Here is a 14,666-nt window from a genome sequence, read left to right as displayed (position 1 = left end):
GGCCCGTCGCCCTCCAGGATGCGCCCGCCGAAGGCCACCACCTGCCCGCGCCGGTCGGTGACCGGGAACATCACCCGGTTGCGGAAGAAGCTGTAGGGCGACCGGCCGTCGTCCGGCCGCTTCAGCAGCCCGGCATTGACCATGTCCTCGTCGGAAAAGCCCTGCTTGCCCAGATAGGTGCGCAGCGCGTTCGAATCGCCGGGCGCATAGCCCAGCCGGAAGCGGGCGATGGTGTCGCCGTCCAGCCCGCGCCGCATGAAGTAGTCCAGTCCGGCCCGGCCGGCGGAGCTGTGCAATTGCTGCTCGAACCAGCGGGCCGCCTGCTCGACGAGGTCGTGCAGGGTCTTGCGCCGCTCGTAGCGCTGCCGGTCCTCCTCCGTCGGGCGCGGCACCGGCAGCCCGGCCTCGCCGGCAAGATGCTCGACCGCCTCGGGGAAGCCGAGATTGTCGTGGCGCATGACGAAGCCGATGACGTCGCCGTGGGCGCCGCAGCCGAAGCAATGGAAGAAGCCCTTCTGGTCGTTGACGTAGAAGGACGGCGACTTCTCATTGTGGAACGGACAGGGGGCCTTGTACTCCCGGCCGGCGCGGATCAGGCGCAGGCGTTTCGAGACCACTTCCGACAGGGCCAGCCGGCTGCGCAGTTCTTCCAGGAATTGGGGCGGGAAGGCCATGGTCGAACGGTCACCGGGGGACGAAGAAGGGGGTGCGACGGGCGCAACGCTATAGCAGAGGCATAGTATGGGAACCAGCGCCGCCGGCCCCAAGGGGGCAATCGTCGCCGACCGGGTGCGGCGTCGGCCCAGCTCCCGATCGAGCCGAACGTCATCCGCACCTGTCGCTTACCTGCCCGGCCGCTTACTTCCCCGACAGCCGCGCCTTCACCAGACCACCGGCCTTGGCGAAGTCCATCTGGCCGGCATGGCGGGCCTTCAGCTCGGCCATCACCTTGCCCATGTCCTTGATGCTGGCGGCGCCAAGCTCGGTCACGATGGAGTCGATGGCGGCGGCGGATTCCTCGTCGCTCATCTGCTTGGGCAGGAAGCGCTCGATGACCGCGATCTCCTCGCGCTCCTGCTGGGCAAGCTCGGGACGGCCGCCCTGCTCGTACATGCCTGCCGATTCGTTGCGCTGCTTCACCATCGTCTGCAGCATCGACAGGATGCCGGCGTCGTCGATGCCGTCGGTCACGCCGCGGCTCCGGCTCTCGATATCGCGATTCTTCAGCTCGGTCAGAATCAGGCGCAGGGTGGACACCGCGCGCTGGTCCCTCGCGCGCATCGCATCCTTGAGGCCGTCGTTGAACTGCGTGCGCAGCGTCATGTCCCGTCTTCCTTGGTTCGTCGGGCCGGGATGGAAGGCCCCGGCCGGACAGCCGACTATTCCGAAAATGGCCGCCGATTTCCATGGCAAAAGCCCCAACCGGCGAATGGCCGCGCATGAGCCGTCCGACTTTGCCGCCGGTTCAGGGCCGCCTTGCAAAGCTATTGCTGGAAATCCGGCATCCAATCGTCATATAGGATGTCCGGCCCACCCGATCAGCCCACTCGATCCCGCGTCACCGCCCGTACCGGCGGAGGTGGGGTGCGAGCGGTTCCGTGTGCGCGCCCGGCGGGACGCTAGGCCGTCGCCGTTCCGCCGATCACCCGATCCGTCGCCGGCCGCGGTTTTTGGGAAGGTTCACAGGAATGACTCTCGCCACTCCCCCCTCCGACAATGCGGTTCACACCGGCGTGCTTGTTCTGGCCGACGGCACGGTGTTCCGCGGCCGAGGCATCGGCGCCACGGGGGATTCGGTGGGCGAGGTGTGCTTCAACACCTCCATGACCGGCTATCAGGAGATCCTAACGGATCCCAGCTATGCCGGCCAGATCATCACCTTCACCTTCCCGCACATCGGCAACACCGGCGCCAACACCGAAGACATCGAGACGATCACCCCGGCCGCCCGCGGCCTGATCCTGCGCGCCGACATCACCGACCCGTCGAACTGGCGCGCCACCCGCCACCTGGACGATTGGCTGAAGAGCTACGGCCTCGTCGGGCTGGCCGGCGTCGACACCCGCCGCCTGACCCGCCGCATCCGCGACCTGGGCGCGCCGAACGGCGTCGTCGCCCATGCGCCGGACGGCAAGTTCGACATCGAGGCGCTGGTCGCCAAGGCCAAGGGCTGGCCGGGGCTGGAGGGCATGGATCTGGCCAAGGACGTGTCCTGCCGCCAGACCTATGACTGGACCGAGGCCGGCTGGACCATCGGCGGCGGCTACGCCACCCAGGACAAGCCGCAGTACCATGTCGTCGCCATCGACTACGGCGCCAAGCGCAACATCCTGCGCTGCCTCGCCGCATCCGGCTGCAAGGTGACGGTGGTGCCGTCGACCGCCACGGTCGAGGATGTGATGCGCCACCAGCCGGACGGCGTGTTCCTGTCCAACGGCCCCGGCGATCCCGCCGCCACCGGCGAGTACGCCGTGCCCACTATCAAGGGCTTGCTCGACACCGGCGTGCCGATGTTCGGCATCTGCCTCGGCCACCAGATGCTGTCGCTGGCGCTGGGCGCCAAGACCACCAAGATGCAGCAGGGTCACCGCGGCGCCAACCATCCGGTGAAGGATCTGGCTTCCGGCCGGGTGGAGATCACCAGCCAGAACCACGGCTTCGTCGTGGTGCCGGAGACTCTGCCCGCCGACGCCGAGGTCACCCATGTCAGCCTGTTCGACGGCACCAACGAGGGCATCCGCCTGAAGGGCAAGCCGGTCTTCTCGGTGCAGTACCACCCGGAAGCCTCGCCCGGCCCGCAGGACAGCCACTATCTGTTCGACCGCTTCGTCCAGCTGATCGCCGAGAAGAAGGCGGCCTGACGGTCGAGCGGAACCAACCCGTTGAAGAGGGCGTCCCGGTGGGGCGCCCTTTTTGTTGACGCCCCTCTTTTTGGGAACGCCGGATCATGGCCCGGTCCACCGACCTGCTGCTGACCGCCATCGCCCCGGCGATCTGGGGCAGCACCTACATCGTCACCACCGAACTGCTGCCGCAGGGCTATCCGATGACGGTGGCGCTGCTGCGTGCCCTGCCGGCCGGGCTTCTGTTGCTGCTGCTGGTCCGCCGGCTGCCGTGGGGATGCTGGTGGGGACGCTCGCTGGTGCTGGGGGCGCTGAACTTCTCCTTCTTCTGGGCGATGCTGTTCGTGTCGGCCTACCGCCTGCCCGGCGGCGTCGCCGCCACGGTGGGAGCGGTGCAGCCGCTGATCGTCATCGCGCTGTCGCGCCCACTGCTGGGCACCCCGATCCGCCCGCTGGCGGTCGCAGCCGCCATGGCCGGCATCGGCGGGGTGGCCCTGCTGGTCCTGAAGCCCAGCGCCACTCTGGACGGGATCGGCGTGCTCGCTGCGCTGGCCGGCGCCGGATCGATGGCCGCGGGAACGGTGCTGAGCCGGCGCTGGCGCCCGCCGGTGTCGCCGCTGATCTTCACCGCCTGGCAGCTGACCGCGGGCGGGGTGCTGCTGGTGCCGGTGGCGCTGCTTCTGGAACCGGCGCTGCCGGTGCCGACGGCTGCCAATCTGATGGGCTTCGTCTATCTCGGCCTGATCGGCGCGGCGCTGACCTACATCCTGTGGTTCCGCGGCCTGTCGCGGCTGGAGCCGTCCGCGGTGGCGCCGCTGGGTTTCCTCAGCCCGGTCACGGCGGTGGTGCTGGGCTGGGCGCTGCTCGGCCAATCGCTGACCGGCTACCAGATCGCCGGGATCGTGCTGGCGCTCGGCAGCGTCTGGGTCGGCCAACGGGCGCAGGCGGCACCCGTCGCCCCAACGGCCGCGACGGCCGGCGCAGGGAATTGAAGTCGGCTTTTCCGGCGTCGGTACCGCGCCATATCATCCAGGCCACCGGTACGCCCCGCCCCCTGCCCCGGACCTCATGCGCCGTCTGCCGCCACCGCCCATCGTCGTCCCTGCCGCCCCGCAGGAGGACCGTCCCGCCTGCCCGCTCTGCGGCCGGCCGATGGTTCCCGGCGCAAGCCTGAACGAACATCATCTGGTCCCGCGCACCTATGGCGGCCGGGACACGGTGACGATGCACCGCATCTGCCACGCCAAGATCCACGCGGTGCTGACCGAGCAGCAGTTGCGCGACCACTACCACGAGATCAAAGCCCTGCGCGGCCATCCCGACATCGCCGCCTTCATCCGCTGGGTCCGCCGCAAGCCGCCGGAGTTCACCGACGGCCATGCCACCGACCGGCGGCGGCGGAAGCGCTGACAGCGGCTCACCCCCGGCGTACGGTCTGGCGCTGGGCGGGTTTCGGCAGATAATTGCGGGCCTCGCCGTTGCAGACGCGGCTGACCCGCTCATACTCCTCCACCGTATCGACCTGCGCCTGCCGACGGTCGCGCTCGCGGCCGAACTCCTGCATGATCCGCCGCATCGCCGATTCGAGCGGCCGGCGGATCGCCGCCATCGCCTGGGCCTGACTGCGCGAGCGCACCGGCGCCATGCCCTCCAGCACCTGGTCCAGCCGGATGCGGATCATCGGCATCATCTCGCGCAGCAACGCCTCGTCCACCGCGACATGGCGCATCTCATGGGCCAGCACCTCGCCATGCAGGCAGGAGTTCACCGGGATTTCGCTGGCCACATGGACGATGCGCTGCTGGAAGCCGAAGCTGATGGTCACCGTGCTGGCCGATGCGCAATAGGTGCCGTCGCTCATGGTCCTGAACAGGGCGGAGACCTGCGACTGCTCGCCATAGCGGGCCAGGGTCAGCCCCAGCACATGGCCGTCGGCACTTCCGGCCGGTCCCGGCGTGCGTCCCGGCAGCCGGGTGAGTTGCGCGACCGTTCGCCCGTCGTCACGCTGGATCGGCGCCAGCACGCTGTCGAACACGAGCTTGGTCGGCGGAAACCCGCTGCAGCCGTTGGACTGCGCCGCAGCCGGCGAGGCGGCCGGCAGGGTGGCGAGCAGCATGCCCGAAAGGAAGAGGAACAGGAGGCGAACGATCATCCCGATACAAATATCAGGAAACCGTCCGCCGACAAGAGACATGGAGTGGAAGATCGGGGTGCCGTCGAAGGATCTTCGCCGGCACCCCACCCCCTCACTGATGCGCCGGGAACAGGAAACGCGCCTTCAGGGTGCCTTCGATGGCGCGCAGGTCGTTGACGACCTCCATCTCCTCCACGTCGCCGTTCACGTCGACCACCACATAGCCCAGCTCCGGATCGGTCTGGAGATACTGGGCGGCGATGTTCAGGTCGCGGCCGGAGAACACCTCGTTCACCTTGCGCAGGATGCCCGGACGGTTCTCGTGGACGTGCAGGAAGCGGGTGCAGCCGGCCTGAACCGGCAGCGCCACCTGGGGGAAGTTGACCGCGCCGACGGTGGACCCGTTGTCCGAATATTCCAGCAGCTTCTGCGCCACCTCGGTGCCGATGTTGGCCTGGGCCTCCATCGTCGAACCGCCGATGTGCGGAGTCAGGATGGCGGTCTTGATGCCGCGCAGCGCGCTCTGGAACTCTTCCTTGTCCGAACCGGGCTCGACCGGGAAGACGTCGATGGCGGCACCCAGGACGTGGCCGCTGCTCAGCGCGGCGGCCAGCGCCTCGATGTCCACCACCTGGCCGCGGGCGGCGTTGATCAGGTGGCTGCCCTTCTTCATGGCCGCCAGTTCACGCTCGCCGATCATGTTCCGGGTCTGCGCGGTGTCCGGCACATGCAGGGTCACCACGTCGGACACCGACAGCAGTTCCTCCAGCGAATCGCAGGCGCGGGCATTGCCGAGCGCCAGCTTGCGCACGACGTCGTAGAAACGGACCTGCATGCCCATCGCTTCGGCCAGGATCGACACCTGCGTGCCGATATGGCCATAGCCGACGATACCCAGCGTCTTGCCGCGGATCTCGTAAGAGTCCTTGGCCGACTTCATCCAGCCGCCGCCATGGACCAGCTGCGACTTCTCGAAGATGCCGCGCATCAGCATGATGATCTCGCCGATCACCAGCTCCGCCACCGACCGGGTGTTGGAATAGGGGGCGTTGAACACCGGGATGCCGGTGCGACGCGCCGCCTTCAGATCGACCTGGTTGGTGCCGATGCAGAAACAGCCGACGGTGATCAGCTTGTTGGCCGCCTCGAACACCTTGGCAGTCAGGTGGGTGCGCGACCGGATGCCGAGGATGTGGACGGACCCGATGCGCTCCAGCAGCTCATCCTCGTCCAGGGCGCGCGGCAGCCGCTCGACAGAGGCATAGCCGCCGCGGGCCAGCTCGTCGATGGCGTTGTCGTGGACACCTTCCAGAAGAAGGATGTTGATCTTGTCCTTGGAGAGCGAGAGCTTGGTCACGGCCGGCTTCCGTATCTGGGCATCGGGACTGATCGGCAGCCCGCCTGCCGGAAACGGCGCGATGGGCCACGGAAAAGCGAGCGCGCAAAATAATACCAAAGGCAGCCCTTGTCACCTGACGGATGTTGCGCCGCCACAGAGCTTTCCGCATGCCGGATTGGCGCAGGACGCGGGTTGGGTGTATCAGTCGGACCGACCTTCCAATTTGGAAACCCGCCATGAGCGACGTGACGATCTACCACAATCCGCGCTGCAGCAAGTCGCGCGAGACGCTGGAACTCCTGCGCTCCCGCGGCGTCGAGCCGGCGGTGATCGAGTATCTGAAGACCCCGCCCTCCCCGGCGGAACTGTCGGCCATCCTCGCCAAGCTGGGCAAGGGTCCGCGCGACATCACCCGCGCCAAGGAGGCGGCGGAGGCCGGAATCGCCAAAGACCTCGACGGTGAGGCGCTGGTCGCCGCCCTGTCCGCCAATCCGTCCGCCATCGAACGCCCCATCGTGGTGAAGGGCGACCGCGCCCGCATCGGCCGTCCGCCGGAGTCGGTGCTGGACCTCCTCTGACCCTTTCCCGTCCCTGACCGGAGCCTGCCGCCCGTGACCAGCAAGCACACCGCCGCCGCCGCCGCGGCCGAGCTGTCGACCATCCGCGATTTCCTGCGCTACGGCGTCAGCCGCTTCAACGAGGCCGACCTCGATTACGGCCACGGCACCACCACGGCCTTCGACGAGGCGGTGTTCCTGGTGCTGGAGTCCCTGCACCTGCCGGTCGACCAGCTCGACCCCTATCTCGACTCCCGCCTGACCGCGGCGGAGCGCGAGGCGGTGGCCGGCATCCTCCATGCCCGCATCGACACCCGCAAGCCGGCGCCCTACCTGCTGAACAAGGCCTATATCCAGGGCATCCCCTTCTATGTGGACGAGCGGGTGATCGTCCCGCGCTCCTACATCGGCGAACTGCTGTTCTCCGACCTGTTCGGCGGCGACGACTTCACGCTGGTCGAGGATCCGACCTCGGTGGAGCGGGTGCTGGATCTGTGCACCGGTTCCGGCTGTCTCGCCATCCTGGCCGCCCGCATCTTCCCGGAGGCGCAGGTGGACGCGGTCGACCTGTCGCCCGACGCGCTGGAGGTGGCCAAGCGCAACGTCGCCGACAGCGGGTTCGAGGACCGCATCGCCCTGCACCAGGGCGACCTGTTCGCGCCGCTGAAGACGCGGAAATACGACGTCATCATCACCAACCCGCCCTACGTTGACGCCGAGGCGATGGACGCCCTGCCGCCCGAGTTCCGGGCGGAGCCGGAAATGGCGCTGGCCGGCGGCGACGACGGACTGGACATCGTCCGCCGCATCCTGAAGGAAGCGCCCAAGCACCTGACCCCGGAGGGTGGCCTGCTCTGCGAGTTCGGCACCGGCCGCGAGATCCTGGAGGCGGAATACCCCCACCTGGACTTCCTGTGGCTGCAGACCGCCAACAGCTTCGGCGAGGTGTTCTGGCTGACGCGGGAGCAGCTGAAGGCGGGGAAGTGAGGGGCTAACGTCCCCACAGCCGGGAACCCTTCCCCCCGCCCCCGGTTGTCCTCTCGACGATGCTGCATCGCAGCAGCCGCTTGAGAGGACGACCACCATGAACGACCGCCAATCCACCATCCTCAAGACCCTCGGCATCACCGCGCTTGCCTTGGGTGGGCTGGCCGTCGCCAACACGCTGGCGGCCCGCGCGGCGGAGCGGCGCTATCCGCCCGAAGGCCGCTTCGTGACCGTCGACGGCGTCCGGCTGCATTACATGGAAGCCGGTGAAGGGTCACCCGTCGTGTTGCTGCACGGCAATGTCTCCGCTCTCGGCGATTCGCTGGCGAGCGGGCTGTTCGACCGGCTGGCGCGCAATCACCGGGTGATCGCCTTCGACCGTCCCGGCATGGGCCACAGCGACCGTCCCCGCGATCGCGCCTGGACGCCCGAAGATCAGGCGGACCTGCTGGCCAAGGCCTTCGCGGTCCTGGGCATCGAAAACGCAGTGGTCGCCGGCCATTCCTATGCCACCCTGATCGGGCTGGCCCTGGCGCTTGACCATCCGCGGACGGTGAAGGGGCTGGCGCTGATCTCCGGCTATTACTTCCCGACCAAGCGGGTGGACGCGGTGATGGTGGCGTCGGTTGCAGCCCCGGTGCTGGGCGACCTGCTGCGCTACACCGTGTCGCCGCCCTTCTCCAAGGCGGTGATGCCGGCGATGCTGAAGACCCTGTTCTCGCCCCGGCCCGTGCCCGCCCATCTGACGGAGACCTTCCCCGTCGCCCTGACCACCCGCCCCGGCCAACTGCGCGCCAACGCCCAGGACGGCGTCACCCTGGCACCGGGCGCCGACCGGCTGCAGCACCGCTATGCCGACGTGACCGTCCCGGTGGCGATCTTCGCCGGCCACGAGGACCGCATCGTTTCACAGGAGGAACAGAGCGGCCGCCTGCATCATGTCCTGCCGAACAGCACCCTGCATTGGGTGCCGGACTGCGGACATATGGTGCATTACGCCGCCCCCGATCTGGTGGTGCGCCGTATCGACGAATTGTCGGCCGAAAGCGTACCGCTGCGCGTCGCCGCTCAGAGATAGCGCCGCATCAGGATGCTGCCGCCCTGATGCGGCAGGCGGGGGTGCCAGGGGATGTCGGCGCGACCGATCTCCTCGAACCCCTCGCCGGCATAAAGACGACGGGCCGGATCGTTGTCGGCCCAGACATGCAGGGTGACGCGGTCGAATCCGCCGGTCCGCGCCCGTTCGTAGAACCAGCCGAGCAGCCGCCCGGCGATGCCGTGGCGGCGCTGCTCCGGATCGACGGCCAGGGCCGACAGGAAATAGCTGCCCCAGTCCAGCGTTTCGGAGAATGCGGCCATGTGGGCGATCCGGTCGGGCGGCAGACCGCTGTAATCCTCCGTCCGGATCCAGTCGGTGGGATAGCCGTGGGCGACGCCGACGACCCTCCCATCCAGTTCGGCGACCCCGCTCTGCCGATGCGACAGAGAACCGCTGCGCCCGGCAAGGCCCGGCATCAGCATTTCCGCCGCCGTCAGCCCCGGCATCAGCCCGTCCAGCAGAAAGCCGTAAACCCCGCCGCCGGCAATATCGATCAGCCGGGCGAGGTCCGGTGCGTCGTCGGCATCGGCCGCACGGATGCGGAGACGGTCGTGAATGATGTGAGAAGTCACGGCAGGCACCTTCCTTCCGGGGGAGCGGCCGGATAGGAAAGGCCGTCCTGCCGCCGATTTCCAGTCCCTTTCGAGGGCGCCGGTTCGAGGGCGCCGGTTCAGTTGTGGTCAGCGGCCCGATTGAGATCATCGCGAAGTTTCAGCAACGCCTCGCGCAGGGAGGTCAATTCCTCGACCGAACATCCGGCGGCGGCGGCGATGTGGGTCGGCAGGCATTCGGCCTTGCCGCGCAACGCCGCGCCGTCGGGGGTCAGGCGAATGCGGACAAGCCGTTCGTCCTGAGGATCGCGGGCGCGGGTGACCAGCCCCTGCCCTTCCATCCGCTTCAGCAGCGGAGTAAGCGTGCCGCTGTCCAGCCCCAGCCTTTCGCCCAGCGCCTTCATCGACTGCCCGTCCTCCTCCCACAGCAGCAACATCGCCAGATATTGCGGGTAGGTCAGTCCAAGCGACTCCAGCAGCGGACGATAGACACGGGTCATCGCCAGATTCGCCGAGTAGAGGGCGAAGCAGGCTTGGTTGGACAGCAGAAGCGGATCGTTCCTGTCGGCAGTCATGGCTTTGCGGAACCTTCAAAACGGCGCGCACCGCCGGGCTGCAACGCGCCGGTCGATCATGCGTTCGGCACAATCGCGCGCAACAGCCCGGCGGCGCAATCCTGAAGACGTTTCGCTTCAGGCGATCACCCTATGAAACAACCTTTGGCAAGCGCCTCAGGCAACGGTCGTGGTGACCGGGATGTTGCCCTTGGTGGCATGGCTGTAGGGGCAGACCTTGTGCGCGCGGGCCAGCAGATCCTCGGCGGCGGCCTTGTCCATGCCCGGCAACGACACGACGAAATCCACCGTCAGGCCGAAGCCCTCGCCGTCGTCACGGGCACCGATGCCGACCGTGGCGGTCACCGACAGGTCAGCCGGAACGGCGATCTTGTCGCGGTTTCCGACGAACTTGATGGCGCCGATGAAGCAGGCGGAATAGCCGGCGGCGAACAGTTGCTCGGGGTTGGTGGCCCCACCCTGCCCGCCCAACTCCTTCGGCGCGGCCAGCGCGACCGACAGCAGTCCGTCCTCGCTGACGGCCTTGCCGTCGCGGCCACCGGTGGCGGACACCTTCGTCGAATACAGGGTCTTCATGGTGCGCTCTCCTTAATGGATATCGGGGTTTGGTTGGCGGAGCGGCAGTAAGCACCGTCGCCGGTGATCTCGTGGCTCTGAATATCGCTCACAATTCGATTGCGCGCAATGTATTTGATCATGCGCAATGAGATTGTTCGCAATGCATCCGGCGCATGGCGCCCTGCGCCGGCACCACCGCTCGGCTCTGAATACGGGCCTAATCGAGCGCAATAAAAAAGCCTCGAAGTCCAAGGACTTCGAGGCTTCTTTCACCTTCCGGAACTGGTCGGAGCGACAGGATTCGAACCTGCGACCCCCAGACCCCCAGTCTGATGCGCTACCAGGCTGCGCTACGCTCCGTCAACTTCACCGCAGTGCTTGCGGCTTGGCTCCGGAAGGGAACGGGACTATAGCCGCGGACTTTTGCCGATGCAACATCTCCCGTGATGCTTTTTCAGCTTTTTTTGTCCCCGATTTCGGACAGGCGCGACAGAACCGACCGCAGCGATTTCAGCTCGTCCACCACGATGGTGATCTCGTGCCGCAGGGCGGCGGACAAAGGCGGCTGCGCCCCATAGTCCGGCCCGTCATCCAGGCCACCGTCCTCCGTGCCGTCATCCAACGTCTCCCCGGTCACCGGTCCGCCGCCGGAGTCGCCGGGTTCATCGGCATCCTCGGGCAACGGCGGCGTGGGGTCGGACATGCGCCCTTCCTTCAGCAGGCGCTGCACGCCCTTGATGGTATAGCGGTCCTCATACAGCAGCGCCTGGATGCGGCGCAGAAGTTCCACATCCTCCGGCCGGTAATAGCGCCGGCCTCCGCCGCGCTTCAGCGGGCGGATCTGGGGGAACTTCGTCTCCCAGAAACGCAGCACATGCTGAGGCACGTTCAGGTCGGTCGACACCTCGCTGATGGTGCGATAGGCCGTGGCGGACTTCATGGCAGGATCAGGCCGCCGCCCGGCAGTGGCCGGATGCGACGATCCGCGGACAGGCACGGCACGGCGTTGGACGGGGTGCCCATTCCACTGAAAGCGGCGTCATAACAGACGGCCGGCGTCAGGAGAGAGCCCGCGCGGGCGTCGGCGCCCCACCCTCCTGGACATCGTTGATGCGGTTCTTCAGCACATGGCTGGCACGGAAGACCAGCACCCGCCGCGGCAGGATCGGCACTTCTTCGCCGGTCTTCGGGTTCCGGCCGACCCGCTCGCCCTTCTGGCGAACCTGGAAACTGCCGAAGGAGGAAATCTTCACCATCTCCCCCCGGGCGAGCGCGTCGGAAATCTCGTCCAGGACGGTTTCGACCAGATCGGCCGATTCGTTGCGCGAAAGACCGACTTCCTGGTAGACGGCCTCGCTCAATTGGGCGCGCGTGACGGTGTTCTGAGACATGGTTCGACCTCCCCCGCAACCATTGCGAAGACGGTAATCCGGGGAAAGAAGGTCCGTCAATTCAAAAGCTTGGCAGCCGCATACAGCCCGGCCGAAGCCGGGCCGGGCGTGCGGTGCAGCATTGAAGCAGGTGCGGAAAAAGGAGGGGCCGCTTACCAGCGGATCAGCGCCGAACCCCAGGTCAGGCCACCGCCGATGGCTTCCATCAGGATCAGGTCGCCGCGCTTGACCCGGCCGTCGGCCACCGCCTCGCCCAACGCCAGCGGGATCGACGCAGCCGACGTGTTGCCGTGGCGGTCCACCGTCAGCACGACCTTTTCCGGCGACAGCTTCATCTTGCGGGCCAGCCCGTCGATGATGCGCCGGTTCGCCTGATGCGGAACCATCCAGTCGATGTCGGTGGACTCCAGACCGTTGGCAACCAAAGCCTCCTCCACCACCGCCGACAACTTGGAGACGGCGTGGCGGAAGATCTCCTGCCCGTGCATGCGGACATGGCCGATGGTGCCGGTCGAGGACGCGCCGCCATCGACATAGAGCAGGTCGTACTGGCTGCCGTCGGAATGCAGATGGGTGGACAGCACGCCGCGATCCGTCGAATCGCCCTTGGCCTCATAGGCCTCAAGCACGATGGCGCCGGCGCCGTCGCCGAACAGCACGCAGGTGGTGCGGTCGTTCCAGTCCAGCAGACGGGAGAAGGTCTCCGCCCCGATCACCAGGGCGCGGCGCGCCTGACCGTTGCGCAGGAAATTGTCGGCGACCGACAGGGCATAGACGAACCCGGCGCAGACCGCCTGGATGTCCATGGCGAAGCCCTTGGTCCCCAGCGCCGCCTGCACCTTGGTCGCCGTTGCCGGGAAGGTGTTGTCCGGGGTGGTGGTGGCCAGGATGATGCAGTCGATGCTATCGCCCGGCACGCCGGCATGTTCCAGCGCGCGCATAGCCGCGGCGATGGCGAGGTCGGAGGTCTTCTCCCCCTCCGCCGCGATGTGGCGCGACTTGATGCCGGTGCGCTGGACGATCCACTCGTCCGTCGTGTCGACCCGCTGTTCCAGATCCTGGTTGGTGACGACGTTGGCCGGCAGGAAGATACCGCAACCAAGAACTCGGGAACGCATGACCATGGTTCAGCCCGCCGCCGCCTTCGTGTCGGGAAGAGGGTTCGCGTCGGCAATGCGCCCCATCTCTTCCTTGATGCGCTCGTTGAAACCGTGAGTCGCCAGATTGATGGCGACCGCGACGGCATTGGCGAATCCGACCGGGTCGGTGCCGCCATGGCTCTTCACGCAGACGCCGCGCAGGCCCAGGAACATCGCGCCGTTGTAGCGCCGCGGGTCTATCCGCTCGCGGAAGCGCTTGAAGGCGCCGCGTGCCAGCAGATAGCCGATCCGTGCCAGGAAGGACGTCGCGAAGGTGCGGCGCAAAAACTCGGAGAACAGCTTGGCCGTTCCCTCCGCCGTCTTCAGCGCGACATTGCCGGTGAAGCCATCGGTGACGATGACGTCCACCGTGCCCAGCCCGATGTCGGTGCCTTCGACGAAGCCGTGGAAGCGGCCGGGCAGCGGCATGTCGCGCAGGCTCGCCGCCGCGGCACGCACCACCTCGTTGCCCTTCATGTCTTCCGAGCCGATGTTCAGCACGCCGATCGACGGCTCCGGCAGACCCAGGATGGCGCGCGCGAAGACGGCCCCCATCACGGCGAACTGGACGAGGTTTTCCGGCTGGCATTCGGCGTTGGCGCCGAGGTCCAGCATCACGCTCTCGCCCCGTTGCGTCGGGAAGAAGGAAGCCATCGCCGGCCGGTCGATGCCCGGCAGCGTCTTCAACACGAACTTCGCCATCGCCATCAGGGCGCCGGTGTTGCCGGCCGAGACCACGCAGGCGGCCTCGCCCGACGCCACGGCGTCGATGGCAAGCCTCATGCTGGACTGGCGTCCGGCGCGCAGGGCCACTGCGGGCTTGGCGTCCCCGGCCACGAAGTCGGCGGTATGGCGGATCTCCGCCACCGCCTTCAACGCGGGCCGCTGGCTCAGCAGCGGCTCGATCCGATCCCGGTCGCCATACAGCAGAAAACGCACATCGGGATGGCGCTCCCGCGCGATGTCCGCCCCGGCAATGACCATGTCGGGACCGAGATCGCCACCCATGGCATCCAGGGCGATGGTCAGGCGCTGGCTCACCGCGAACAGGCTCCCCGGCTAGGACCCCGGCAGGGGCGAAGTACGCCCCTGATCATCGGGACCTCAGACAACGCGATCGGGATCAAGCGGCCGCGGTGCCGCTCTGAACCACTTCGCGCTGGTCGTACTGGCCGCAAGACCCGCAGACGTGGTGCGGACGCTTCAGCTCACCGCAGCTCGGGCACTCGTTGTAGGCCGAGGTCGGCAGAGCGTGGTGCGAACGCCGCATGTTGCGCCGCGACTTGGAGGTCTTCTTCTTCGGAACAGCCATGACCGTAAACTCTCTTCATTGGAAAGGGCGGCCCGAACAGGGGCCGCCCAGCGCGAGCGGCATTCAATAAGGCAAATGCCCCCAAAGGGCAAGCCCGAACAACCCCCATTTCGCAACCCCGCGCCGCTCATTGGAGGGGGTGGAAATGCCGGCCCTTATACAAGGAACCGCGGGGGACGCA

18 protein-coding genes and 1 tRNA gene are annotated in these 14,666 nt (G+C 67.4%); 6 read left to right on the top strand and 13 right to left on the bottom strand.

What is annotated here, in order from left to right:
* Together VD964_RS00865 and VD964_RS00860 are read right to left on the bottom strand one after the other, a co-directional pair.
* Positions 1–674: DNA primase (locus tag VD964_RS00865; protein ID WP_324864568.1), on the bottom strand; the 674-nt coding region annotated here is incomplete at its 3' end.
* A gap of 184 nt (positions 675–858) precedes the next feature.
* Positions 859–1,323 (bottom strand): GatB/YqeY domain-containing protein, encoded by a 465-nt coding sequence (locus VD964_RS00860; RefSeq protein WP_324864566.1) that lies wholly within the window; start codon positions 1,321–1,323, stop codon positions 859–861.
* 365 nt (positions 1,324–1,688) lie between these two features.
* Here VD964_RS00860 and carA point away from each other — a divergent pair, with 365 nt between their 5' ends.
* From carA to VD964_RS00845, 3 genes are all read left to right on the top strand, one after another.
* Positions 1,689–2,861, top strand: coding sequence for a glutamine-hydrolyzing carbamoyl-phosphate synthase small subunit (gene carA, locus VD964_RS00855; RefSeq protein WP_324864564.1), 1,173 nt, complete (start codon positions 1,689–1,691; stop codon positions 2,859–2,861).
* An 86-nt stretch (positions 2,862–2,947) separates the two neighbouring features.
* Positions 2,948–3,835 (top strand): EamA family transporter, encoded by an 888-nt coding sequence (locus tag VD964_RS00850; protein ID WP_414637086.1) that lies wholly within the window; start codon positions 2,948–2,950, stop codon positions 3,833–3,835.
* Positions 3,836–3,911: 76 nt separating this feature from the next.
* Positions 3,912–4,253, top strand: a complete 342-nt coding sequence (locus VD964_RS00845) for an HNH endonuclease (protein WP_324864562.1) — start codon at positions 3,912–3,914, stop codon at positions 4,251–4,253.
* A gap of 7 nt (positions 4,254–4,260) precedes the next feature.
* Here VD964_RS00845 and VD964_RS00840 read toward each other — a convergent pair whose 3' ends face one another.
* Positions 4,261–4,995 carry a hypothetical protein gene (locus VD964_RS00840; protein ID WP_324864560.1) on the bottom strand — a complete coding sequence of 245 codons (735 nt, stop codon included), beginning with the start codon at positions 4,993–4,995 and terminating at the stop codon, positions 4,261–4,263.
* 94 nt (positions 4,996–5,089) lie between these two features.
* Complete coding sequence (gene serA, locus VD964_RS00835; RefSeq protein WP_324864558.1) at positions 5,090–6,334, bottom strand: phosphoglycerate dehydrogenase; 1,245 nt, start codon at positions 6,332–6,334, stop codon at positions 5,090–5,092.
* A gap of 218 nt (positions 6,335–6,552) precedes the next feature.
* On the opposite strand from serA, the gene arsC reads away from it, so the two are divergent.
* The 3 genes from arsC (at position 6,553) to VD964_RS00820 (ending at position 8,938) form a co-directional block, all read left to right on the top strand.
* Positions 6,553–6,894, top strand: a complete 342-nt coding sequence (gene arsC, locus VD964_RS00830; protein ID WP_324864556.1) for an arsenate reductase (glutaredoxin) — start codon at positions 6,553–6,555, stop codon at positions 6,892–6,894.
* A 33-nt stretch (positions 6,895–6,927) separates the two neighbouring features.
* Complete coding sequence (prmB, locus tag VD964_RS00825) at positions 6,928–7,860, top strand: 50S ribosomal protein L3 N(5)-glutamine methyltransferase (RefSeq protein WP_324864554.1); 933 nt, start codon at positions 6,928–6,930, stop codon at positions 7,858–7,860.
* A 97-nt stretch (positions 7,861–7,957) separates the two neighbouring features.
* On the top strand, positions 7,958–8,938 hold the full coding sequence (locus VD964_RS00820; protein WP_324864552.1) for an alpha/beta fold hydrolase: 981 nt from the start codon (positions 7,958–7,960) through the stop codon (positions 8,936–8,938).
* Here VD964_RS00820 and VD964_RS00815 read toward each other — a convergent pair.
* The 9 genes from VD964_RS00815 to rpmF all read right to left on the bottom strand — a co-directional run bounded on the left by VD964_RS00815 (position 8,929) and on the right by rpmF (position 14,485).
* Complete coding sequence (locus tag VD964_RS00815) at positions 8,929–9,531, bottom strand: GNAT family N-acetyltransferase (RefSeq protein ID WP_324864550.1); 603 nt, start codon at positions 9,529–9,531, stop codon at positions 8,929–8,931. The genes VD964_RS00820 and VD964_RS00815 overlap by 10 nt on opposite strands.
* 98 nt (positions 9,532–9,629) lie before the next feature.
* Positions 9,630–10,085, bottom strand: coding sequence for a MarR family transcriptional regulator (locus VD964_RS00810; RefSeq protein WP_324864548.1), 456 nt, complete (start codon positions 10,083–10,085; stop codon positions 9,630–9,632).
* A gap of 156 nt (positions 10,086–10,241) precedes the next feature.
* Positions 10,242–10,661: an organic hydroperoxide resistance protein gene (locus VD964_RS00805; RefSeq protein WP_149223271.1), complete on the bottom strand. Its 420-nt coding sequence runs from the start codon at positions 10,659–10,661 to the stop codon at positions 10,242–10,244.
* Positions 10,662–10,926: 265 nt separating this feature from the next.
* Positions 10,927–11,003 (bottom strand) — tRNA-Pro (locus VD964_RS00800).
* Between the two features lie 94 nt (positions 11,004–11,097).
* Entirely contained in the window at positions 11,098–11,583 is a 486-nt protein-coding gene (locus tag VD964_RS00795) for a MerR family transcriptional regulator (protein WP_324864544.1), read from the bottom strand.
* Positions 11,584–11,701: 118 nt separating this feature from the next.
* Entirely contained in the window at positions 11,702–12,034 is a 333-nt protein-coding gene (locus VD964_RS00790) for an integration host factor subunit alpha (RefSeq protein WP_111065910.1), read from the bottom strand.
* A gap of 152 nt (positions 12,035–12,186) precedes the next feature.
* Positions 12,187–13,158, bottom strand: a complete 972-nt coding sequence (locus tag VD964_RS00785; protein ID WP_324864542.1) for a beta-ketoacyl-ACP synthase III — start codon at positions 13,156–13,158, stop codon at positions 12,187–12,189.
* Positions 13,159–13,161: 3 nt separating this feature from the next.
* Entirely contained in the window at positions 13,162–14,214 is a 1,053-nt protein-coding gene (gene plsX, locus VD964_RS00780) for a phosphate acyltransferase PlsX (RefSeq protein WP_324864540.1), read from the bottom strand.
* Between the two features lie 82 nt (positions 14,215–14,296).
* The gene (gene rpmF / locus VD964_RS00775) at positions 14,297–14,485 is read right to left on the bottom strand and encodes a 50S ribosomal protein L32 (RefSeq protein WP_111065907.1); all 189 of its coding nucleotides are present in this window, start codon (positions 14,483–14,485) and stop codon (positions 14,297–14,299) included.
* Positions 14,486–14,666: the final 181 nt, after the last annotated feature.

This window comes from Azospirillum sp., assembly GCF_035628975.1.
Lineage (GTDB): Bacteria > Pseudomonadota > Alphaproteobacteria > Azospirillales > Azospirillaceae > Azospirillum.
The sequence above is the reverse complement of the archived record's forward strand: the minus strand, read 5'-3'. Positions and strand labels throughout refer to the sequence as shown.

Coding starts and splice junctions, on each gene's coding strand:
- VD964_RS00860 (WP_324864566.1), bottom strand. CDS start 1,323: ATGACGCTGCGCACGCAGTTCAACGACGGCCTCAAGGATGCGATGCGC.
- carA (WP_324864564.1), top strand. CDS start 1,689: ATGACTCTCGCCACTCCCCCCTCCGACAATGCGGTTCACACCGGCGTG.
- VD964_RS00850 (WP_414637086.1), top strand. CDS start 2,948: ATGGCCCGGTCCACCGACCTGCTGCTGACCGCCATCGCCCCGGCGATC.
- VD964_RS00845 (WP_324864562.1), top strand. CDS start 3,912: ATGCGCCGTCTGCCGCCACCGCCCATCGTCGTCCCTGCCGCCCCGCAG.
- VD964_RS00840 (WP_324864560.1), bottom strand. CDS start 4,995: ATGATCGTTCGCCTCCTGTTCCTCTTCCTTTCGGGCATGCTGCTCGCC.
- arsC (WP_324864556.1), top strand. CDS start 6,553: ATGAGCGACGTGACGATCTACCACAATCCGCGCTGCAGCAAGTCGCGC.
- VD964_RS00820 (WP_324864552.1), top strand. CDS start 7,958: ATGAACGACCGCCAATCCACCATCCTCAAGACCCTCGGCATCACCGCG.
- VD964_RS00810 (WP_324864548.1), bottom strand. CDS start 10,085: ATGACTGCCGACAGGAACGATCCGCTTCTGCTGTCCAACCAAGCCTGC.
- VD964_RS00805 (WP_149223271.1), bottom strand. CDS start 10,661: ATGAAGACCCTGTATTCGACGAAGGTGTCCGCCACCGGTGGCCGCGAC.
- VD964_RS00795 (WP_324864544.1), bottom strand. CDS start 11,583: ATGAAGTCCGCCACGGCCTATCGCACCATCAGCGAGGTGTCGACCGAC.
- VD964_RS00790 (WP_111065910.1), bottom strand. CDS start 12,034: ATGTCTCAGAACACCGTCACGCGCGCCCAATTGAGCGAGGCCGTCTAC.
- VD964_RS00785 (WP_324864542.1), bottom strand. CDS start 13,158: ATGGTCATGCGTTCCCGAGTTCTTGGTTGCGGTATCTTCCTGCCGGCC.
- rpmF (WP_111065907.1), bottom strand. CDS start 14,485: ATGGCTGTTCCGAAGAAGAAGACCTCCAAGTCGCGGCGCAACATGCGG.